Origin of the sequence: Lysinibacillus sp. NPDC097279, from assembly GCF_044761745.1 — a bacterium.
In the GTDB taxonomy this organism is placed as follows: Bacteria; Bacillota; Bacilli; order Bacillales_A; family Planococcaceae; genus Lysinibacillus.
The window spans coordinates 1-20,799 of record NZ_JBIWDA010000005.1 but is presented as its reverse complement, the minus strand read 5'-3'; the positions used below and the strand labels follow the sequence as shown (position 1 = coordinate 20,799).

Genomic DNA, 20,799 nt, shown 5'->3' with positions numbered 1-20,799 from the left:
GATGCGGTTCTTTTGTTTTTTAGTGCAATTAAATATACTGTGGATAGGAGTTGATCATATGTATTTTTCTTCAAAAATAAAAGAAGAACGTCAAAAGCATAATATGTCACAACAACAGCTTGGAGAAAAACTTAATATTAGTAGACAATCTGTTTCCAAATGGGAACGTGGAGAAAGTTATCCTAGTATTGAATTATTAATTAAGTTAAGTGACATATTTGATATTACTCTTGATGAATTAGTAAAGGAGGATAATTCTTTGAGAGAGAAGATCATAAAAGACAGTCAAAAATTAGTCTATCCACGGTGGAAATTGTTTTTTGATATTCTTCTAATAATTGGATTTTTATTCATACTAACTAAAATCGTCATTGTAATAGGTAATAAATTATTTGATTTAAACATCGTGTTTTTACAAAGTTCTTTATTATTTCAAATTTTACCGTTTTTCATGACGATCATTGGGGCAATTGGCAGTGAATCTCTAGCCAAAAAATACAAATGATCTTTTTAGTTTTATCCTAATTATTTAGGAAAGTCCCTTCAAAATAGTCTGAAGGGACTTTTTCAGTATATTTCTTCGTCATTCAATTATATGGCCAGTTTGTGGAATAAAAAAAGATCCTGCATGCATAGCAGGATCTTTAATCAACATGTTGGTTTGAAATAAAGTTTGATCAAAAATATGTTGCAAACGTTGATTTTATAATAGAAGAACTCTCCGCATTTTAAATAAAGATTAATCAAAATGTGTAGATAAGGTTTTCCTTGATTAAAATTTTTATAAAAAAGATTAATTAAAACTTCTCTATATTCATATAAATAAATTTTGTGGCATTTGAATACGTTACAACTAAAAAGCTTTTAGATTAATTATACTATGAGCTACATAACCCTCTGTTTTCACCTACTAAGAGCTACCTTTTAATAAGGTTGCTTTTAATTGTATAAGTTCTATTATCAATCTCGATTAATGAAAGCATATCTACTGTACCTATAAAAACTTGAAAGGTCGAACGCAAATCTTAGAAATTTTATGCTTTGTAATAATTAATCCGGATGATTATGTTCTAAAATTACCGTCATTAATTCAGATATTCATTGAATAGAGTTCACGGTATAAACCACTCTTCTTAAAGTTATGCGTCCATAACATTTGTTTTTCTACAATTTGTAGTGATTACGACTCTTTATTTTGCATCATTAAAGTCAAGAATACTTAACTTTGATTTCTTTATATTGTATTTTTCGGATAAACAGATATCAAAAAGCTGTAAACCTGAACTATACATAAATTGGCATCAAATCTAGGGATTTGAGTGCTTCAACACATATCTAAACATAAAGACCCCGTAAATGTTAAATTTGTATCTAACATTTACGGGGGAACTGTTGTTTTTTTCTTTTAAACTAGTCTTTTATTAAAACGCTCAGATACTTATTTTAATAATTAAATTTCACTCTGTATTTATTAAAATAAAGGAGGATTATTCTCAGATAATAAACCCAACTATAATTAATAATACTCCTAAATAAAGCAACGCGGTTGGACCCATAAATGGATCTGTAAAATATTCAATAAACGAGAATATTTTATCTTTCGTACTATTTTCCCCTTTTAAATTTTTAATAGCAAATATTAATGAAATGGTACATGCCATTAAACCAGAAATTATAAAGATGATATTCATACATTTCTCCTTCTTTATAAGTAAATTCCTAATTTTTTCAACTGTGCTATCGCAAAATCTTTCCAACTTTGTTTTCCTGGTTTATTATTAGTTAGTTTTACAGCTTCACTTAATATAAAATGTTTTCCTTGAATAATTCTTTTATATAGTTTCGCTTCTTTTTCTGTTAGATAACCTAATTTTACAGCTGATCTAAATAACCCTCCTACTTTATATATACCAGATAATCCGCCATTTAAAGCACCGAGACCAGCTGCTGTTCCTACTATTGCGATTAAATTAGATCTGTTATATTTTCTTATTTTTAATTTAACCTCAAGCTTATAAGTTAACTACGCAATAGCTGCTCCTGTTAATGCACCTATGACAACCCATGCTAATTCACCATCTGGGTCAACAAGCATCACTGGATTATTATTTGCATAACTATAACCATTCAGCGTTAAGGGATTCATTGTATCCCCACGCACAGGATCTAATGATAAGAAAACACCAGTATCTGGATTATAGTAACGTGCCATTAAATAATATAACTTTGTATCTTCATCATAACGGTATCCTGCATATCGATATGGATTGATAGAGTCCATATGATCTATACCACTCTGCGTTAAAATGTTACCCCATGCGTCATATGTGTAAGATGCTACAAGTTTGCCACTTGCATCTGTCATCCCCAGTACATCACCTCGATAGTTTGTAAGGTAATGATAAGGTTTGCCTTCGTAAATCATTGTGAGTGGGTGACCGTTATCATCGTAAACATAACTTTTAACTGCGTAGGAGGAGCTTTTATCCTTTTCATAAAGAACGCGATTGCTATCTCCATCATAAGCATAGTAAATAGGTCCATTACTATCTTTACTATAGATTCTTCTCCCTTTTTCATCATAGCCATATTCTGCAATAATAGTGCCTGAATTACTTTTTACTTTCGTTAGCTGATCAAATGCATTCCATTCATACGTATACGTTCCATCACTTGTTAAGTTTCCATCTGGATCGTACAGGTATTGCTGATTGTTTACATACGATAATTGATTTGCATCATTATATTGGTACGTTGTAGATTCTGTTTTTCCTGCATTTTTCACGAGTTTTGTTAGACGATTCCCAACCTCATCATACGTATAGTCCATTTGTGGACCACCAATATATGCTTCTTGCGTTAACTGATTCAAAGCGTCATAACTGGAATTTACTTTATTAGTAATGCTTTTAATATTGTTGTTTACATCATACTCATATGTGAACTTATTCCATTCAGATAAACTATCTAGCGATAATGTCTCTTCTTGTAAACGACCAGATTGATAAACTTTTGAGAGTTTGCTGCCGTTTGTGAAATTAGTATCTTTTAATTGTCCGGTCACATCATAAGTAAATGTTGCAAGTGGATTGTCGTTTAACTTTATCTGCTTAGTATTATAAGCATCGTCTGGTTCATATTCTAATGTATTATATCGTTTAAACCCTGGGAATGACAGTTTTGATAAAATATTCATCACCTAAATATTCATAGCTGATATCACCATCAATATCCCCTTTATCAATTGTTTTTAATAATCCATTATCATAGTAGCTAATCCGTTTTAAAGTAGATTCATTTTCTCCATAAATTAGCTGATCGTCCCCATCCTTTGTATAACGCCACACTACTTTTCCATTTACAACAACTGTGGAACTTGGGGCTTCTTGGTCAATTTTATATTCAATACGATCATTCTTAGCTGTTTGAAGTAATGTAAGCTCACCATTTTCATCATATTGATAAGAAGTTGCATTATTATTAGGATTTGTTTCTTTCGTTATTTGGTTTTTACCATTAAATTCAAATGTTGTAGTAAAGCCTTTTGCATTCGTTATCTTATTTAAATTACCATTTCCATCATATTCGTACGCAGTTTTCTGCTGATTTGCATCGGTTACGGTTTCTAGTTCATTTTTCAAATTATATTGATACTTTGTTTCATTTAGCTTGCCGTCTTTAGATGATAAAACGTTACCAGACAAATCTTGCACTGTAGTTGTCGTGTTGTTAAACGCATCCGTATAGGTAATTACTTTTTTGGAATCACTATAATTTGTTGCAAAGGTTTCCCTAACCCCATCAGATGTTTCCATCCATTCTAAATCACCGAAATTTTTATATTTATAAGTAGTCGTAGCAATACCAGAAGTAGATGGTATTTCTGACTTTATTAAATTCCCTTTATCATACCAATACTTACTTACCTTATTTCCCGAATCCGTATGTGTCTCAACATTTTGGAATGAAGTATACGTATACAATTGCTTATTGTTTTCCGCATCCGTTGTATTTAATAGATTACCGTTACCATCGTATTCATTCATCTGCAAAACTTTAGAAACACCATCAATAGTCTCTGTTTCTTGCAAAAGGTTGTAGTTTTGATCGAGTTTATAAGTTCTTTCCTCCCCAGCAGGAGAAATGATTTTTTCGATAACATAATTATTGTTAACAAAATATCTTGTTACACCTTGTTCTGGGTCGGTAATTGTTGCAACGCCAGTTAATCGATCCAATGAGTATTCAGTTTTAGGTTGGCTAAAGACTCAAACGAACTTAGATTAGAGGATTTGCTTATGATTATGCTAACTCCTTATATTGAAAAAGACTTAACTAGCTACTATTATCCGAAGATTTTCAAAGATGTTACACCACATGTTACTCCATGGAAAATTGAAGTTATTGAAACTAAAAGAGTTAACGGTTTTCGTGGCTTTATATTGCAAATTACATTTGAAATTGAACCAACAGTTGATCAGTATATCCCTCTGGGGAAGGACCGAATGATATATGAAATATCTTTTGGGCCTGATGTTAAACTGATAAATCACACTCATTTAGAGATATATAAATATCCGCAAGAATAAATATATTGAGTAATTTTCAAATGTGCCTTTATCAAGATTAAAAAAATTAAGTATAAATATTAATTCTTCGCTAGTAGTTAGCCCTCTTTTCATCAGTTAGGGTACAAAGGTTGATGATAAATTCTCTCGCTAAATTATAGCTTGTACTTTTTGTATCAATTTATCACTTATAGTGTTTCTAATGATAAAAACATTTAATGGCATCTCATAACGGATGGTTTTAGGTATTCAGATTAAGCGGGGCGAATAACTACGTCCCAAAGCCACTAACCAAAATGTAGTATTTAGTTTGTTCATGCTACAAGGAGATACAATACCGGCATTATTGAGATAATATACAGCAGCTAGAAAAAATAAGTTGTCTTACCATAAGCATTGTAATCACGCAATGCTTATGGTAAGACAACTTATTTAATAATTTATTTCTTGTTCACTGATTATGTTAATAGAAATGAGACAATTGAAAAGTCCCATCTACATTCCGTTATTAATAAAACTTTAGTACAATCAAATGCAGTATTGTATGAACTGTATGAACTGTCGCCATTTTAAAATTTTTATTAAATACTTACACATGTTCTCATCATGATAAAGTAGAACAGCATATAGGGCACCTTTAACAATCTTATATAATATTACTTTTATATGTGAGAACTTATCCGAGTAAGATGCTCATGATACAAAATTGTTCGGTTATCCACGTGTTTAACATCAAATTCGATTTCGTATTGTAAACGTGAATAGGTTAAAACACGCGAGATACGTCCTTTCGCATTCTTCAAATGTTCCAATAATACAACAAACCCCTGCAAAGTTCCCAGGGATTTTATTGACACTTTTGTTTTTAAACACTATAGCCAAACTTTGATTTGGGAACGTTATTTTGTATAGCTTTGTATGCTGCATGGTGAGAATTAATTAACCAAATTAATCCCCAAAATGAATCATCCATTTATTTTTTTTTATTGCTTCATCAATTTTTTTCATTAAATTCTCAAGTTCTTCTGATTTATAATCGTCGTTCGCTTCACGCACAATCTTTAAAAAGTAAGCATGAGAATTCGGTGGTATCAATGTTATTCCGAAATAGCAGAGATTGTTATACGGTCTATCTGTGCTATGTGCGAATGTCTGTAAGTTGTCTATTTTTTTTCCGAAATCTGTAGCACATAGGTCGTCAAGAAAGTCGCCATCTACGGTTATGCAACCATATTTTTCAGGGTCATATCTAATGTCATCTTTAATCTCTTCTATACTATCAATTATTCCAAACTCATGAACATGGGGCATATTAACAACTCCTTCGTCTTACCTTAATACATAGCTCTATTATCTTAAATTCCAATGACCATTTTTCATTGTTCCCAAAGCGACGTTTGGTAACATTTCTATGTCATTCAGAATAACTGAATCGAGTTTCTATGCAGGTTACCTGCTTGTTTAAAAATCGATTTTTGTGAATTCGTGTCGTACTCCAGTGGATTTGAAAATTGTATATCCAGCATTAGATTGACTTAAATTATTATTCATATTTTTACCTCAATAATCGTAAATAGTAAACTTCGTATATCAAATCTATCTGTAACATAAATACCTATATTATTCCTGTGAAGCGTTTTTATAGGTGATAGATAAGCCTTTGACGTTATCGCCAGCTTTTCCCCCACTTCACACCGTACGTGCGACTTTCACCGCATACGGCGTTCCAACTAATCCAATTCATTCGGAATTTTATGTATATGCAAGATGATATGTAGAATTAGATAGCTTCGTTAAGACATTGCTCACGCAATTCATTGACTTTTTTAGTTGCTTTTTATCTAACATGAGTGCATTTAATAACACTTGTATTTTCTCGTATGAATGAGACGGTGAAAAGATTCATGCAATATCAATAGATTCCCGTATGAATCATCTTTTGAAAGATGGTACGATATTTATATGATGACAATGCCAATCGTCCAGTCCTTATTCGATTCCTGTAACAGCGCATTTTCCATATTGTGCAATAAATCGGCTAATCCGATTATTGTCGTATTCAACAAATATAGCACACCTTCAACGAATTTCATGGCCATGAGACACATTTATAAAGGCAATAAATGTTATTCAATAATCAGGCGCGATTTAGTAATAAGGATCGCCCTTTTTCATTATAGGGCCATATATGTAGGATTGTACATAAAGCTATCGAAAGTGTAGGCTTTTGATTCAAGAAGGAATAATGCCGTTTTTGTTGAAGTTAAAATAAATACACTAGCAGCCTTTACTGCTAGTGTATTTAAATACTTCGTAAAAATTGATATCTAAAATTTTTTTCTCCAGTAAAAAAGTCGTAATTGTTCAAACTAAAAATGTCTATGTAATAACATGGGCATTTATTTACCGTGACTTAATATTTTTGTAGTAGCAGTATCGGTTACAGTAATATATACACCAGTAATTGTATTCTTATATTTTTTTTGAGCTACATAATTACCTGATGCGCCTGTTTTAGTTAATGTCCACAGACTAGTTGATTCGGTAATTTTTTTTACTATATCATGAGTTTGCGTGGCTGATTTTAGATATTGTGTTACAGTTTTCGCTCCTACTTCATTTTTATGTTTACCAAAATGGTAATCTACACTTTTAGCTCTAGAGCCATAAGTTCCTGGATGCCATTCAGATAATTGGCTTTCAGTATAACTTTTATCTATTTCATCAGAAGAAGTAGATTGAGTTAAACCACCATCAGTTACTGTAATAGTCACATAATATTTCATAAATGCGGATATTTCTAACATATCAAAAGTAAATGTTTTTGGTGCAACAGAATATACTCTAGTTGCACTTTGTGATTGTTCACTATATCCAGTAGCAGAAACTTTAACTGTTACTTTGTCTAAAGGATCACTACCGATATTATATACTTTTACTTTTACACTAGTATCAGTAATAGTAGTATCAAATGTCACAAGATTGGCACCTAAAGGTTCTATAGGCTGTGTTTGATTTTCATCTATTAGATTTTCATCTATTAGACTTTCATCTATTAGACTTTCCTTTTCTAAAGTTATTTCTTCAGGGAAAGATACTGTACCAGAAAAATCAGATGTTCCATCAATCATGAGAGTTTGTTCAAATGTTTTTTCGTTTGATTCAGCATAGGTGTTACTTGCTAAAGAAAATTGAGTTAAACCTAGTGTGAAAATAACCGCAAGCTTTAACAAAATTCCTTTTTTAAATAATTTCATTTCAATTTCTCCTTTATTATCTTCATATTAGAATATTATACTAATATTTACAAATATTCTAGTTATATAATAACATAAGGATTTTTATAAAGAAACCATTTTTTTGGAAAAACTGTCAATGAAATCTTACCTACTCTAATGCTTTTGCTTTCACATAATATTCTCTGTAACAGTGCCATTGCTAAATCTTCAATATGTTGTCGGTTCACATTTTGAAATGCCTCATATTTTTGAATATCATAATAATCATGAATATAGCTAATATTCCGAGCCATTTCTTTAGGAATCTCCAACTCTGTTACAATGCCCCAATCAATTTGCCTTCGCTCCCAATAAACTCGTTCAATCTCAAACTTTTCAATAACTCGCTGTTTTAGTAGCTCATCTTTCATTTTTATTGTTCGTGCAAGCTCTACTAACCCATTTCCTTTTTCTACAGTTAATAAAAAATCCGTTGTCATTACAACTGGCTCATTCGTTTTAGGGTCTGTAGGATGTTTTAGACCTAATTCATCAGCAATGACAATTGTTTCTTCCAACGGCAATAAAGGAAATTGTTCTCGAATATCAATAACAAAATCAGAATATTCAATTAAATAAAAGTAGTTTCGTTCCAAATCTGATAAAAATTCGTGCTGCCTTTTCGTTTTAATACCTTTTAAACGAGTGGATCTTCCCAATGAGGAAACATCTTGAATATTCAACCACGGTTTATAATCAGCACCAATTCCCGAGCCACGACCTTCTTTAATCCACTTTTCAACTTTAGATGTTCTAGTTCTTTTAGACATAAAAAACACCCCTTTGGCTAAATAATAACCAAAGGGGTAAAGCTTCGCAACTTTTTTATAATCGTCGCGACTTTATTTTAAACGTCGCATCTTTTTTATAAACATCGCGACTTTATTTCAAATCTACACAACAACCACAATACCACTCTAGCCTTACTCTACAGTTACTGATTTCGCCAAGTTACGAGGTTTATCAACGTCGCAGCGACGGTGTAATGCCGCATAGTAGCTAATCAACTGTAATGGCACTACAGAAACGAGTGGTGTTAAATATTCATTGACATGTGGAATGATTAGACGGTCGCCATCTTCGTCTACGCCAGCCATTGCGATAATGCATGGGTAAGCGCCACGTGCAGCTACCTCTTTCACATTGCCGCGAATATTTAATGCTACCGCTTCCTGTGTAACAAGGGCGAATACTGGTGTTCCTTCTTCAATTAGGGCAATTGTACCGTGTTTTAGTTCGCCACCTGCAAAGCCCTCTGCTTGAATATATGAGATTTCTTTAAGTTTTAAAGCACCTTCAAGACTTACGCAGAAATCAATGTTACGACCGATGAAGAACGCATTGCGTGCAATTTTTAAATAGTCTTCTGCAATATCTTCTAACACATCTTTTGAATCGATAATTGTTTGAATACCGTTTGCTGCAATTGCAAGTTCTTGTTTCAAATCAAATTCTAACCCTTTACCACTTGCTTTCGCTGTCACATATGCTGTTACTGCAAGTACTGCTACTTGAGCTACATATGCTTTTGTAGAAGCTACCGCGATTTCTGGACCTGCGTGTAATAATAGCGTATGGTCTGCTTCGCGTGATAGCGTAGAACCAGGTACGTTCGTAATTGTTAATGTTGGGTAGCCTAGCTCTTTAATTTTCACAAGCACTTGGCGGCTATCCGCTGTTTCACCTGATTGTGTAATGAAAATGAATAGCGGTTTTTCTGATAGTAATGGCATATTGTAGCCGAATTCACTTGAAATATGAACTTCAACAGGAATGCCTGCCATTTTCTCAAAGTATTGTTTACCGATTAAACCTGCATGATAGCTTGTGCCAGCAGCGATAATGTATAAACGATCTGCCGCTTGCAATGCTTGTAAAATGTCTGCATCAATTGTTAAATCGCCATTTTCACCTTCGTATGCTTGGATGATTTTACGGATAACTGTTGGCTGTTCATCCATTTCCTTTAACATATAGTGAGGGTACGTACCTTTTTCAATATCGCTCATATCAAGCTCTGCTGTATATGGTGCACGCTCTACTACTGTGCCGTCTAATTTTGTAATTTCAACACTGCCTTTGTGTACGATTACAACTTCCTTATCGTGTAATTCCACAAATTGGTCTGTCACTTGTAGCATTGCCATTGCATCTGACGCAACTACGTTAAAGCCTTCACCTACACCTACAAGAAGTGGTGATTTGTTTTTCGCGACAAAAATTGTATCTGCCGCTTCAGCATCTAACAATGCAAGTGCATAAGAACCGTGTAATAATGATAATGTTTTGCGGAATGCTTCTGCTGTTTGCAGACCATCTTTCACAAATAGCTCCACTAACTGCACGATAACTTCTGTATCTGTGTCAGACTTCATTGGAATGCCTTTTAAATATGTTTTTTGTAATAAATGATAGTTTTCAATAACACCATTATGCACAATCGTAAAACGACCTGATGTACTTTGATGAGGGTGAGCGTTTAAGCGGTTTGGCACTCCGTGAGTTGCCCAGCGTGTATGACCAATCCCAACTTTTGCCGCAACTTCCTCGTCTACTGCTTCACGTAAGTCAGCAATACGACCTTTTTCTTTGAAGATTGTTACGCCCTCTTCATTGCGTACAGCAATACCTGCTGAGTCATAGCCGCGGTATTCCAGCTTCTCTAACCCTTTTAATAAAATTTCCTTTGCATCTGATTCACCAATATATCCTACAATTCCACACATAATTACTTTTCCTCCGATATTGTCATATTGACGCAATGACAAACTAGACCTCAGCCTATCGACATTTTTTCAGTGGGCGTAAACCGTACCACTTATTTTCATCTCAAAAATAAGCATACTTATGCGCGCACATCCTCGTACTATTTTAGCCATCTAAAATAGTGCTTCGCTTCGATATGTGAAGTTTTCCTATTTATCTATTGCTTTACTTATACCTTCTCCATTTTCTGTACATTCAATCACTTAAATGCTTTCAAAATGAAAAATGACAATCGGGTATGTCGATCGGGAGGCATCCGCCGAATTTTCGATAAACCTCCACCTCGTCTGCTGAAGATGTCTTCGTCCAATTTCCTCAGCTCAGGCGCTATAATTGTTTTCCGATTTATGTGCGTTCTTTCCTCCTTTTGCACTTGCTAAGCGGACAAGGTTTAACCGAGCCGTCAGCTTCTCCATAATACTCAATCATATGCTATTCGTCAAATTTTCGTTATAAAAACTTCTTCTTTTCCTCTTTTTTTAAGACGAATTTTAGAGCAAAGACGTAAAAAAATAGCATTATCCGTACATTGATTAAACGCGTAATTTTATAAAGCAGCATAAAACGTAAGACACAACATGGATTACCTGTTGCATCTTACGTTATAAGTGCTTAGAGGGCCTTATAATTAACTCTCTTTACTTGCAAGTAATTTCACAATTTCTCGATTAAATGCTGGTAAGTCTTTCGGTGTACGACTTGTGACTAATTGCTTTTGACAAACAAATACTTCTTCGTCATGGAAATTAGCACCTGCATTTTCTAAGTCCACCTGAATAGACTTATAACCTGTCGCATCACGCCCGTTTAGTGTCTTCGCTGTAATTAGAAGCTGTGGTCCGTGACAAATTGCAAAGGTTGGCTTCATGTCGTCCATAAACGTTTTGACAAAGGCTACAATACGATCATCTGCACGTAAGATATCTGGTGAAAAGCCACCTGGAATGAACAATGCATCGAATTCTGAAGCTTTGACTTCATCAATACCTTTATCGATTTTTACTTGTTCTCCATGTTTACCTTTTACTTCTTTTCCTGCCTCAGTATCAATTGTGACTAGCTCATGACCTGCTGCTTCTAATGCTTCCTTAGGACTTGTGTACTCTACATCTTCAAACATATCTGTTATTACTGTTGCTATTTTAGCCATATTCAATAAAACACCCCTTGTTGTTATTGTGACTCAATAGTATTGTTCCCTCCCCTATCTATTTCAAACATAAAAAAACTCAATCTCTCATTATTTGAGAGATCGAGTGAACTAACAATTATTCAGTTAAACCCATTTCTGTACGTACTACATTTGCAATACGTTCTACATAACGTTCACAGTCCGCTTCAGTAGCTGCTTCCACCATTACACGAACTAGTGGCTCTGTACCAGAAGGGCGAACTAAAATGCGACCGTTACCAGCCATTTCTGTTTCCACTTCCGCAATTACGGCTGCAACTTTTGCATTTTCTGTCACTGCATGCTTGTCTGTTACACGTACATTGACTAAACGTTGTGGGAAAATCGTCATTTCTGCTGCAAGCTCCGATAGTTTTTTCCCAGTAGCCTTCATAATATTGACAAGTTGAATACCTGTTAACAGGCCATCACCTGTTGTATTGAAATCTAAGAAAACAATATGGCCTGATTGCTCGCCACCTAGGTTGTATTCATTGGCACGCATTTCTTCTACAACGTAACGATCACCTACAGCAGTTTGTACACTGTGCATCTCGTTTTCTTCAACAGCCTTGTAGAAGCCCATATTACTCATCACCGTAGAGACAATCGTTTGTTTTTTCAAACGACCGACTGCATTTAAGTGCTTACCAATGATAAACATAATTTGGTCGCCATCAACGATTTTACCTTTTTCATCTACAGCGATTAAGCGGTCTCCATCACCATCAAATGCTAAACCAACATCCGCACCCTTTTCAGTCACAAAAGCTGCAAGGCCCTCTGGATGTGTTGAGCCAACACCGTCATTAATGTTAAGACCAGTTGGTGAAGCACCCATTGTAGAAATGTCTGCTTCTAAGTCAGCAAATAAATGAGTCGCAAGTGATGATGTTGCACCATGTGCGCAATCTAGTGCTACATGAATGCCATCAAATTCTTCATCTACCGTTTGCTTTAAGTATTGGATATACTTTTGTCCACCTTCGAAATAGTCACTTACAATACCTAAATCTGCACCAATTGGACGTGGTAATGTATCTTCTGGTGCATCAAGAATTGCTTCGATTTCTGCTTCTTGTGCATCAGTTAGTTTGAAACCATCTGGACCGAAAAATTTAATGCCATTATCGGCAACTGGGTTATGTGAAGCTGAAATCATGACGCCTGCATCTGCACTCATAATTCGGGAAAGATAAGCTACACCTGGTGTAGAAATTACACCAAGACGCATTACCTCTACGCCGATTGACAATAGTCCAGCTACTAGTGCACCTTCAAGCATTTCGCCTGAAATACGTGTGTCACGACCAATTAATACCTTTGGACGCCCTGTTGCATCCTTCGTTAAAACATAGCCACCTACGCGGCCTAGTTTAAATGCAAATTCCGGTGTTAATTCACTATTCGCGACGCCACGGACGCCATCTGTTCCAAAATATTTACCCATTTTAATTGTTCTCTCCTTCAATGCAAGACGACCGCATCATGCTTGTTTCCTGCGGACAATCGGACGGCTCGTCTGCTTACTTTTGGAAAAGTCTTTTTCATTCATGTAGTAGTAGTTAGGCCTCTCTAACTATTTTTCAGAGGCTCTATGGCTCCAAGCTTTTCGTACTCAGGCATTGTTCGTTTAAGCTAATAAAATTGCTCTTGCGCTCATGCTAGCCTGGGCCACACTTGTTTGTTAGCATTTTGAAATATGCTAGAAAGCACGATTTGTTGAGACAGGAAATCTCTAATGAATCAAGTTAAAATTATAGTCAGTTATTGTTTAAGAATCAATATCTTCTTCTGTACCAGAATCAGGATTTGGTTCTTCAGGTTTTGTCTCTTCAGGTTTTGTTTCAGCATTTGTAGGTGTTTCTTTATCTACCTTATCCACCTTGTCTTCCTTGTCGGCTGCTTTACCTACCTTTGTAACATCTGCTTTAATTTTAATTTTTTGTTCAGATACTTTAGTCGCACCATCTGGTAATTTTACCTCAAATTCATACGTTTTTGATTCGGTAATTTTTGATAAATCAATCTCAACAGGTATTTCGGTTAAAACATCAATAATTGATTTTTTCCCATATAGCTTCAATGCAGGCGTACCAAGGGTTAATTGGTTTATAGTAATACCTTCTGCAGCTTTACCTGTTTCCTTTATCGAGACTGGTAGTTCTTTGCTATATTCTGCAATGTCTACCCGTACTTTTACTTTTTCTGGTTCTATCGTCACATCTAATTTATTCAAATCCCGATCTAACACTTTAACTGCCGCTTCTTGAGAGAAGGACTGTTTCAAACCTTGTTCACCCGTTACAGTTGCTTTCACATAACTAATGCTCTCAATTACACTTTTTGCCCCTGTTACAAATACTGTCGCTGGGTTGGCAGACATCCCTTTTAGATAATAGCCTTCATCAATTAAACGGTTATTCATTTCAGGATCGACACGGAACTCTTGCGTGACTTTTTCCTCAATATTGACATTCACTGTTGCTGGGTCAAGTGTCACTTGCAACTTATCAGATATATTCTCGTATTGAAGTTGCACATTATGTTGACCAATTAATAAGTCATTTAAGTCAACAAATATTGAGAAATCCTTTACTAACTTTGTATTTAAAGCAATTTGTTTTGGTCCTTTAATCGTAACATTAACTGTTTTCGGAATCCCCGTTACAATAAGATTATCGTCATCATAATAAACCTCTACGGGTACGTCTCGAATCACTTCCATCTGTTCATTCGTTGCCGATTTATTAGTAGAAGATAATTCAGTCCGAACAGAGAAAAATAATAAGCACGCTAGAAAAAGCGCAATGATTCGCAATACCCAAGGGCTATCCATCATTTTATCCATTCTTTTTCCCCCTCCAAGTCAACTTAGAGGCTGCATTCGATTCTTGCGCTGATCCGAACCACATTTTACGTAACAGTGTTTCGAATTCCTCTAGAGAAAGATTGCGATGTAGGTTACCGTTTAACGTAATACTAATCGCTCCAGTTTCCTCGGATACAACAATCGTAATCGCGTCTGTTACCTCACTAAGCCCAAGAGCCGCACGATGTCGTGTCCCTAGTTCTTTCGAAATAAACGGACTTTCAGAAAGTGGTAAGTAACAAGCCGCTGCTGTTACCTTATCTTTCTGCATAATGACAGCCCCATCATGAAGTGGTGTATTCGGTATGAAAATATTAATAAGTAATTCAGATGAAACTTCTGCATTTAAAGCAATACCCGTTTCAATATATTCATTCAGGCCTGTGTCTTTTTCAATAGAAATTAACGCACCAATACGACGTTTAGCCATATAACTAACAGATTTCTTCATTGCCTCAATCAGTCTAGTTTGCTCTTCTTCTTCTTGGCTTGTTGAACGTTGGAACAACTTGCCTCGACCAATTTGCTCAAGACCACGTCTGATTTCAGGCTGGAAGATGATAATGATCGCCAAGAAACCAAACTCGATTACTTGCTTAAGCATCCATCCTAATGTTTCTAACCCCAAAAAGTCTGTTGCAATGCGTGCAATAATAATGACGAAAATGCCTTTTAATAATTGGACAGCTTTCGTCCCTTTAATGAGGGTTAAAATTTTATAAACAACGTACCAAACGAGCAGTACATCTATGAAGTTAATAACAATATTCACTGGTGTTAAATCCGTGAATTGTTCGATAATTTGCACGTGGCATCCCCCACTTTTCATTGCGAATCCATATACATTTAAGTATAGCACATTCTTTTCAAATGTAACTTTTTTCAAAAGAAAAGTCTACCCATATGAGTAGACTTTTCATCCTCTCCCGTGCACTACCATGTAGGACGTATAGAGTTCTATTTAGTTTCTTTTTCCTCAAATGTCATTGCAGCCTTAACGGAATTTTTGATAGTATACCATAACCATTCAAACGCTTCGTCTATTTCCTCTATCTTACCTGAAACGACTGCGGAAGATGCCATATACTGGCCATTAATAATCGTTACATCGCCGTCTACTTCACCCTCAACAATTAAGTCGCCATTTTTAACGACAATATCGCCCTTAACAACTTCACCTTTTGGCACTATAACCGTTTGTCCCTCTACAACTAAGTTTGGTTGTTTTGTAACAGAGAAATGCTGATCATCCATAAAGTGCCCCAATAAAGTAGCACTCATAAATAAACAGAAGACTGCTGCCGCAACAAAGAACGGGTGACGGCGAATCCATTTTTGCATACCTACACGACTTTTTGGTTTCGGTAAACGAGCCATCACCGCAGCTTCAAAATCTGGAGGTGCTGTAATATGGGAAGCACTCTTCACAAAGGCGATCGTCTCACTCAATTCTTGCATCAATTGCTTGCAATCACCGCATGAATGCAAATGTTGTTTCAACTCTTGTTCATGCTCACGACTAATGTCACCGTCTAAGTAATCATGCATATAATCTATGATATGCTCTGGACAAATATTCATGATGCTCCCCCTCCTACAGATTGTTTAATTGCTTTCGTAATGCTTCACGTCCGCGGTGAATTCTCGTTTTCACTGTCCCAAGAGGCATATCCAAAATTTCACTGATTTCTTGTAACGATAATTCTTCAATATATTTCAATACTATAACTGAACGATATTTATCCGGCAAACGTCCAATCTCATATTGAATGCGATCTTGTAGCTCCATCTGCTCTAACTGCTCTTCTGGTAGCTGGTCGTCTGCTGCAATTTGTGAATACATATCCAGCCCTTCTGTACCAGCTACCTCCGCATCTAAATAATAATCCGGCTTTTTCTTTCTAATACGGTCTATACAGAGGTTCGTCGCGATGCGATAAAGCCACGTCGAAAATTTTCTTTTTTGATCAAAAGTATGCAAATTCATATATGCACGAACAAACGCTTCTTGTGCAATATCCTCAGATTCTTGCTTGTTTCCTAACATTCGGTAGCATACTTGGTACAGTTTGTGCTGATAGAGACTCACAATATCGGCAAATGCGTTTTGATCGCCTTTAAGCACTTGTTTTATTCTCTTATTTACTAACGCATCCATTGTGTTTACTTCTCCACCTTTACAACTGTCTTATACTATACGGCCCGACTATAAGAAAAGTTTCAATTTATATTCAATTATAACAAAAGATTTTTATCCAATGTGGTGATAAACAATATTTTCACAATTTGGAATTAAACTAGTGTCTCACCGAATAAAGAACCGATTAATGCGACAGCGACATCTGCAGTTTTATTTTTTTCATCTAGTATTGGATTTACCTCAACAAATTCAGCAGATGTTAGCATGCCTGATTCTTGTAGCATTTCCATCGCTAAATGGCTTTCTCGGTATGTTATGCCACCAGGCACTGGCGTACCTACTCCTGGTGTATAAAGTGGATCTAGACCATCTAAGTCTAACGATAAATGTAAGCCATCTACGTTACGTTCTTTTAAATAAGCAATAGCATCTTCCATTACACGCGTCATTCCAAGGCGATCAACTTCATGCATTGTATATACTTTAATTCCTTGCTGGCGAATTAGCTCACGTTCACCAGGATCTACTGAACGCGCTCCAATTATAATTACATTTTCAGGTTTAACTTTTGGTGCAAAATTACGAATTTGCACAAGGCGCTCATGACCTAAGCCAATGCTAACAGCAAGTGGCATACCATGGATATTACCAGATGGAGTAGTTTCTGGTGTATTAAGATCCGCATGTGCATCAAACCAAATAACACCTAAGTTTTTAAAATGCTCACCAAGTCCTGCAAGTGTACCGATTGCAATACTATGATCCCCACCAAAAACAAGCGGGAATTTTTTCTGTTCTAATGCTTCATGTACTTGATTTGCTAATGACGTACTAACATCTACAACTTCTTCTAAATTTAATAGCTGTTTATCAATTTCCTTACTCTCTTGCACTTGACTAACAAGAATATCTCCCTGATCCTCTACCTTGTGACCAATTGCCTCTAATCGCTCAACAACACCCGCATAACGGATTGCACTTGGCCCCATATCAACCCCTCTTCGTGTTTGACCGTAATCTGTTGGAACTCCAATAATTGATACTTGATGTTTATTCATTATTTTATACCCCCTATTCTTAATAAGACTATTGTAAAGCTTACAATGTACTTGGCTCAACCCAACATAAATTCGTATATTTATACATTTTAAAATAACAAAAAAAATCTCCTGCTGTTTTCAGCAAGAGATTAGTATCTGTAGTTAATGTTACACTTTTGAATTTGAATTATAGAAAAGTGAGCCATGAAGGACTCGAACCTTCGACCCTCTGATTAAAAGTCAGATGCTCTACCAACTGAGCTAATGGCTCATAAAAGAAAAATGGCTGGGGTACCTGGATTCGAACCAGGGCATGACGGAATCAAAATCCGTTGCCTTACCGCTTGGCTATACCCCATTCATTCATATAAATAAAACTGGTGGAGGGGGACGGATTCGAACCGCCGAACCCTAAGGAGCGGATTTACAGTCCGCCGCGTTTAGCCACTTCGCTACCCCTCCGAAAAAACACTATATGGTGGAGGATGACGGGCTCGAACCGCCGACCCTCTGCTTGTAAGGCAGATGCTCTCCCAGCTGAGCTAATCCTCCATAGAAACAGGTGTTTTTTTCTTCACAGTTTATTTATCTTTTTAAGCCTTTGCATTACTACGATGCTTAGAAAATGGTGACCCCTACGGGATTCGAACCCGTGTTACCGCCGTGAAAGGGCGGTGTCTTAACCGCTTGACCAAGGGGCCATTTATTATGTCTCAAACAAGACAAGATTTATATTAACATCATTTTCAATATGATGCAAGCCTTTTTTAAAATAATTTCTTTTTAAATATAATATGTAGTTAAAAAAGGGCAAAAAAATGGCTCCGAAGGCAGGACTCGAACCTGCGACAACCTGATTAACAGTCAGGTGCTACTACCAACTGAGCTACTTCGGAACAATACTATTCAATTCGGTTTTAACAACCTCTTAAGTACATTTATTATTATAGCAAGCATTCTAAATTATGCAATACTTTTTTAAAAAAAATTATTTAATTTATTGCATAATTTTTAACTTGTAGGTAATAAAGCATAATAGTTCTCTATTAAATCTAATATTTCTATTTTGAGCATCAAATATTCTTGCTGTATATTATTGTAATTGCTAAAATAAAAATAGTTTTAAGAATTTTCTATTAAATTAGTTTTGGGGAGGAATGTTCATATATGGTAACAAATGATTTAATTGCACCTGAACTTTATAACATCACAGAGGAATTAGAGAAGTTTTCCCAAGATAGTGATCGTCAAGCTATTAGATGGCTAGATACGAAACAAAATCGCCGTACAATTTCATATGCTGACCTTATTCAAAAAATGAACCAATACGCGAATGCCTTTACAGAGAGAGGACTTCAAAAAGGTGATCGTGTACTAGTGATTATTCCACGTCTACCAGAAGCATATTTTGTTTTCCTCGGTTGTTTAAAGGCGGGAATTGTTCCTATCTCTTGTTCAGAGATGTTACGTGCAAGTGATTTAGAATATCGTATGGAACACTCTTCTGCAAACGCAGTGATTGCCTACGAGGCATTTACTAGCGAGGTTGATCAAATTACTTCTTCCGTCTCAGCTTTAAACAATAAATTAGTCATTGGCAATGCTACAAACAATTGGGTGTCTTTAGATGCATTAGCTGATAAGCAACCTACAAGCTTTACGGCTGTAGCTACAACACGCGATGATATGGCATTTCTTTCTTATACTTCAGGAACAACGGGTAAACCAAAAGGAGTAGTTCACTCTCATGGCTGGGGTTATGCACATATTCGAACAGCAGCTTCCAAATGGCTTTGTGTACGTGAAGGTGATCTCGTATGGGCGACTGCAGCACCAGGTTGGCAAAAATGGATCTGGAGTCCATTTTTATCAACAATCATGTTAGGGGCAACTGCTTTCGTCTATCATGGAAGTTTTGATCCTCATACGTATCTCCAGCTTCTTCAGGACGAAAAAGTGAATGTTCTTTGCTGTACGCCTACTGAATATCGTATTATGGCAAAGATTGATAATCTAAAAGATTACAATTTAGCTTCATTAAGAAGTGCCGTTTCTGCTGGTGAGCCGTTAAATCGTCCAGTAATTGAAACATTTATGAAAAATTTTGGCCTTAAAGTACGTGATGGCTATGGACAAACAGAAAATACATTATTAATTGGTACACTTGAAAACACCGAATTACGCCCTGGCTCTATGGGTGTTCCTACGCCAGGAAATATTGTACGTATTATTGACCATGAGGGCAATGAGGCACCTGTAGGAGAAGTTGGAGATATCGCTGTCCATAAATCTTCACCAGCTTTATTCAAAGAGTATTATCGTGAACCTGAACGCACACAAGCTGCTTTTAGAGGTGATTGGTATATTACAGGTGACCAAGCAAAATGCGATGAAGATGGTTACTTCTGGTTTGAAGGACGTGGAGATGACATTATTATTTCTTCAGGCTATACAATTGGTCCGTTTGAAGTAGAGGATGCTTTAAATAAGCATGAAGCTGTACAAGAATGTGCTGTTGTCGCTGCACCAGATGAAATTAGAGGACATATTGTAAAAGCATTTGTAATCTTACGTGAGAGCTTCCGAGACCATGATGAGGAAGAACTAACGAAAGAGCTTCAGGAGCACGTTAAAGCATTAACAGCGCCTTACAAATATCCTCGCAGTATTGTCTTTATCGATGAGTTGCCAAAAACAACATCGGGAAAAATTCGACGTGTGGAGCTACGTGCCATAACTGTTTAATTAATTAAAAAGACATTTCGCCTATCAGGTGAAATGTCTTTTTTCTATTCTATTTCAGTTAAATTAATTTTATAAAAATAAAAAAAGCCACTACTGAGTGTATCAGCAGCGACTTTTTGCGCCTAGCGACGTCCTACTCTCACAGGGGGAAGCCCCCAACTACCATCGGCGCTAAAGAGCTTAACTTCCGTGTTCGGTATGGGAACGGGTGTGACCTCT

At 35.9% G+C, this 20,799-nt stretch carries 17 protein-coding genes, 6 tRNA genes, 1 rRNA gene and 1 pseudogene; 3 read left to right on the top strand and 22 right to left on the bottom strand.

Annotated elements, in window-relative coordinates; genetic code table 11:
- The first annotated feature begins 58 nt into the window (after positions 1 to 58).
- The gene (locus ACIQ1H_RS17935) at positions 59 to 505 is read left to right on the top strand and encodes a helix-turn-helix domain-containing protein (protein ID WP_402890585.1); all 447 of its coding nucleotides are present in this window, start codon (positions 59 to 61) and stop codon (positions 503 to 505) included.
- A 988-nt stretch (positions 506 to 1,493) separates the two neighbouring features.
- Here ACIQ1H_RS17935 and ACIQ1H_RS17930 read toward each other — a convergent pair.
- The 3 genes from ACIQ1H_RS17930 to ACIQ1H_RS17920 all read right to left on the bottom strand — a co-directional run bounded on the left by ACIQ1H_RS17930 (position 1,494) and on the right by ACIQ1H_RS17920 (position 4,238).
- A complete protein-coding gene (locus ACIQ1H_RS17930; RefSeq protein WP_402890582.1) occupies positions 1,494 to 1,691 on the bottom strand; it encodes a hypothetical protein in 198 nt (65 codons plus the stop codon).
- A gap of 332 nt (positions 1,692 to 2,023) precedes the next feature.
- The gene (locus ACIQ1H_RS17925; protein WP_402890579.1) at positions 2,024 to 3,196 is read right to left on the bottom strand and encodes an RHS repeat domain-containing protein; all 1,173 of its coding nucleotides are present in this window, start codon (positions 3,194 to 3,196) and stop codon (positions 2,024 to 2,026) included.
- Positions 3,159 to 4,238, bottom strand: a complete 1,080-nt coding sequence (locus tag ACIQ1H_RS17920) for a hypothetical protein (protein ID WP_402890577.1) — start codon at positions 4,236 to 4,238, stop codon at positions 3,159 to 3,161. The genes ACIQ1H_RS17925 and ACIQ1H_RS17920 overlap by 38 nt, the downstream gene beginning before the upstream one ends.
- Before the next feature lie 24 nt (positions 4,239 to 4,262).
- On the opposite strand from ACIQ1H_RS17920, the pseudogene ACIQ1H_RS17915 reads away from it, so the two are divergent.
- Positions 4,263 to 4,589: pseudogene (locus tag ACIQ1H_RS17915) on the top strand (DUF3888 domain-containing protein); the annotation flags it as partial.
- 927 nt (positions 4,590 to 5,516) lie between these two features.
- On the opposite strand, the gene ACIQ1H_RS17910 reads toward ACIQ1H_RS17915, so the two are convergent.
- From ACIQ1H_RS17910 to ACIQ1H_RS17825, 18 genes are all read right to left on the bottom strand, one after another.
- Positions 5,517 to 5,879 carry a hypothetical protein gene (locus ACIQ1H_RS17910; protein WP_402890575.1) on the bottom strand — a complete coding sequence of 121 codons (363 nt, stop codon included), beginning with the start codon at positions 5,877 to 5,879 and terminating at the stop codon, positions 5,517 to 5,519.
- A gap of 647 nt (positions 5,880 to 6,526) precedes the next feature.
- Positions 6,527 to 6,661: a hypothetical protein gene (locus ACIQ1H_RS17905; RefSeq protein WP_402890573.1), complete on the bottom strand. Its 135-nt coding sequence runs from the start codon at positions 6,659 to 6,661 to the stop codon at positions 6,527 to 6,529.
- A 306-nt stretch (positions 6,662 to 6,967) separates the two neighbouring features.
- A complete protein-coding gene (locus tag ACIQ1H_RS17900; RefSeq protein ID WP_402890570.1) occupies positions 6,968 to 7,825 on the bottom strand; it encodes a hypothetical protein in 858 nt (285 codons plus the stop codon).
- A 62-nt stretch (positions 7,826 to 7,887) separates the two neighbouring features.
- The gene (locus tag ACIQ1H_RS17895) at positions 7,888 to 8,616 is read right to left on the bottom strand and encodes a TnsA endonuclease N-terminal domain-containing protein (RefSeq protein WP_402890567.1); all 729 of its coding nucleotides are present in this window, start codon (positions 8,614 to 8,616) and stop codon (positions 7,888 to 7,890) included.
- Between the two features lie 153 nt (positions 8,617 to 8,769).
- Complete coding sequence (glmS, locus tag ACIQ1H_RS17890) at positions 8,770 to 10,572, bottom strand: glutamine--fructose-6-phosphate transaminase (isomerizing) (RefSeq protein ID WP_402890988.1); 1,803 nt, start codon at positions 10,570 to 10,572, stop codon at positions 8,770 to 8,772.
- Positions 10,573 to 11,240: 668 nt separating this feature from the next.
- The gene (locus ACIQ1H_RS17885) at positions 11,241 to 11,762 is read right to left on the bottom strand and encodes a type 1 glutamine amidotransferase domain-containing protein (protein WP_139859488.1); all 522 of its coding nucleotides are present in this window, start codon (positions 11,760 to 11,762) and stop codon (positions 11,241 to 11,243) included.
- A gap of 118 nt (positions 11,763 to 11,880) precedes the next feature.
- Positions 11,881 to 13,233 (bottom strand): phosphoglucosamine mutase, encoded by a 1,353-nt coding sequence (gene glmM / locus ACIQ1H_RS17880; RefSeq protein ID WP_173479284.1) that lies wholly within the window; start codon positions 13,231 to 13,233, stop codon positions 11,881 to 11,883.
- 324 nt (positions 13,234 to 13,557) lie between these two features.
- Positions 13,558 to 14,634 (bottom strand): CdaR family protein, encoded by a 1,077-nt coding sequence (locus tag ACIQ1H_RS17875; protein WP_173479283.1) that lies wholly within the window; start codon positions 14,632 to 14,634, stop codon positions 13,558 to 13,560.
- A complete protein-coding gene (gene cdaA, locus ACIQ1H_RS17870) occupies positions 14,627 to 15,463 on the bottom strand; it encodes a diadenylate cyclase CdaA (RefSeq protein ID WP_173479282.1) in 837 nt (278 codons plus the stop codon). Before cdaA ends, ACIQ1H_RS17875 begins: the two co-directional genes overlap by 8 nt.
- Positions 15,464 to 15,612: 149 nt before the next feature.
- Positions 15,613 to 16,236, bottom strand: a complete 624-nt coding sequence (locus ACIQ1H_RS17865; RefSeq protein ID WP_402890561.1) for a zf-HC2 domain-containing protein — start codon at positions 16,234 to 16,236, stop codon at positions 15,613 to 15,615.
- Positions 16,237 to 16,249: 13 nt separating this feature from the next.
- On the bottom strand, positions 16,250 to 16,813 hold the full coding sequence (gene sigW, locus ACIQ1H_RS17860; protein ID WP_004225410.1) for an RNA polymerase sigma factor SigW: 564 nt from the start codon (positions 16,811 to 16,813) through the stop codon (positions 16,250 to 16,252).
- Between the two features lie 134 nt (positions 16,814 to 16,947).
- The gene (gene rocF, locus ACIQ1H_RS17855; RefSeq protein WP_402890558.1) at positions 16,948 to 17,853 is read right to left on the bottom strand and encodes an arginase; all 906 of its coding nucleotides are present in this window, start codon (positions 17,851 to 17,853) and stop codon (positions 16,948 to 16,950) included.
- Positions 17,854 to 18,033: 180 nt separating this feature from the next.
- A tRNA-Lys gene (locus ACIQ1H_RS17850) sits at positions 18,034 to 18,106 on the bottom strand.
- A gap of 12 nt (positions 18,107 to 18,118) precedes the next feature.
- Positions 18,119 to 18,193: transfer RNA gene (locus ACIQ1H_RS17845), tRNA-Gln, on the bottom strand.
- Between the two features lie 20 nt (positions 18,194 to 18,213).
- Positions 18,214 to 18,297: transfer RNA gene (locus tag ACIQ1H_RS17840), tRNA-Tyr, on the bottom strand.
- A 14-nt stretch (positions 18,298 to 18,311) separates the two neighbouring features.
- Positions 18,312 to 18,387 (bottom strand) — tRNA-Val (locus tag ACIQ1H_RS17835).
- Between the two features lie 74 nt (positions 18,388 to 18,461).
- A tRNA-Glu gene (locus ACIQ1H_RS17830) sits at positions 18,462 to 18,536 on the bottom strand.
- A 118-nt stretch (positions 18,537 to 18,654) separates the two neighbouring features.
- A tRNA-Asn gene (locus ACIQ1H_RS17825) sits at positions 18,655 to 18,731 on the bottom strand.
- Between the two features lie 271 nt (positions 18,732 to 19,002).
- Here ACIQ1H_RS17825 and mbcS point away from each other — a divergent pair.
- Positions 19,003 to 20,580, top strand: a complete 1,578-nt coding sequence (mbcS, locus tag ACIQ1H_RS17820; protein WP_402890556.1) for an acyl-CoA synthetase MbcS — start codon at positions 19,003 to 19,005, stop codon at positions 20,578 to 20,580.
- Positions 20,581 to 20,700: 120 nt separating this feature from the next.
- On the opposite strand, the gene rrf is transcribed toward mbcS, so the two are convergent.
- Positions 20,701 to 20,799: ribosomal RNA gene (rrf, locus tag ACIQ1H_RS17815) — 5S ribosomal RNA — on the bottom strand; the annotation flags it as partial.

What these genes read in the sequence shown, in the direction of transcription:
- ACIQ1H_RS17935 (WP_402890585.1), top strand. Translation starts at nt 59, where the DNA reads ATGTATTTTTCTTCAAAAATAAAAGAAGAACGTCAAAAGCATAATATG.
- ACIQ1H_RS17930 (WP_402890582.1), bottom strand. Translation starts at nt 1,691, where the DNA reads ATGAATATCATCTTTATAATTTCTGGTTTAATGGCATGTACCATTTCA.
- ACIQ1H_RS17925 (WP_402890579.1), bottom strand. Translation starts at nt 3,196, where the DNA reads ATGAATATTTTATCAAAACTGTCATTCCCAGGGTTTAAACGATATAAT.
- ACIQ1H_RS17910 (WP_402890575.1), bottom strand. Translation starts at nt 5,879, where the DNA reads ATGCCCCATGTTCATGAGTTTGGAATAATTGATAGTATAGAAGAGATT.
- ACIQ1H_RS17905 (WP_402890573.1), bottom strand. Translation starts at nt 6,661, where the DNA reads ATGAAATTCGTTGAAGGTGTGCTATATTTGTTGAATACGACAATAATC.
- ACIQ1H_RS17900 (WP_402890570.1), bottom strand. Translation starts at nt 7,825, where the DNA reads ATGAAATTATTTAAAAAAGGAATTTTGTTAAAGCTTGCGGTTATTTTC.
- ACIQ1H_RS17895 (WP_402890567.1), bottom strand. Translation starts at nt 8,616, where the DNA reads ATGTCTAAAAGAACTAGAACATCTAAAGTTGAAAAGTGGATTAAAGAA.
- glmS (WP_402890988.1), bottom strand. Translation starts at nt 10,572, where the DNA reads ATGTGTGGAATTGTAGGATATATTGGTGAATCAGATGCAAAGGAAATT.
- ACIQ1H_RS17885 (WP_139859488.1), bottom strand. Translation starts at nt 11,762, where the DNA reads ATGGCTAAAATAGCAACAGTAATAACAGATATGTTTGAAGATGTAGAG.
- glmM (WP_173479284.1), bottom strand. Translation starts at nt 13,233, where the DNA reads ATGGGTAAATATTTTGGAACAGATGGCGTCCGTGGCGTCGCGAATAGT.
- ACIQ1H_RS17875 (WP_173479283.1), bottom strand. Translation starts at nt 14,634, where the DNA reads ATGGATAAAATGATGGATAGCCCTTGGGTATTGCGAATCATTGCGCTT.
- ACIQ1H_RS17865 (WP_402890561.1), bottom strand. Translation starts at nt 16,236, where the DNA reads ATGAATATTTGTCCAGAGCATATCATAGATTATATGCATGATTACTTA.
- sigW (WP_004225410.1), bottom strand. Translation starts at nt 16,813, where the DNA reads ATGGATGCGTTAGTAAATAAGAGAATAAAACAAGTGCTTAAAGGCGAT.
- rocF (WP_402890558.1), bottom strand. Translation starts at nt 17,853, where the DNA reads ATGAATAAACATCAAGTATCAATTATTGGAGTTCCAACAGATTACGGT.
- mbcS (WP_402890556.1), top strand. Translation starts at nt 19,003, where the DNA reads ATGGTAACAAATGATTTAATTGCACCTGAACTTTATAACATCACAGAG.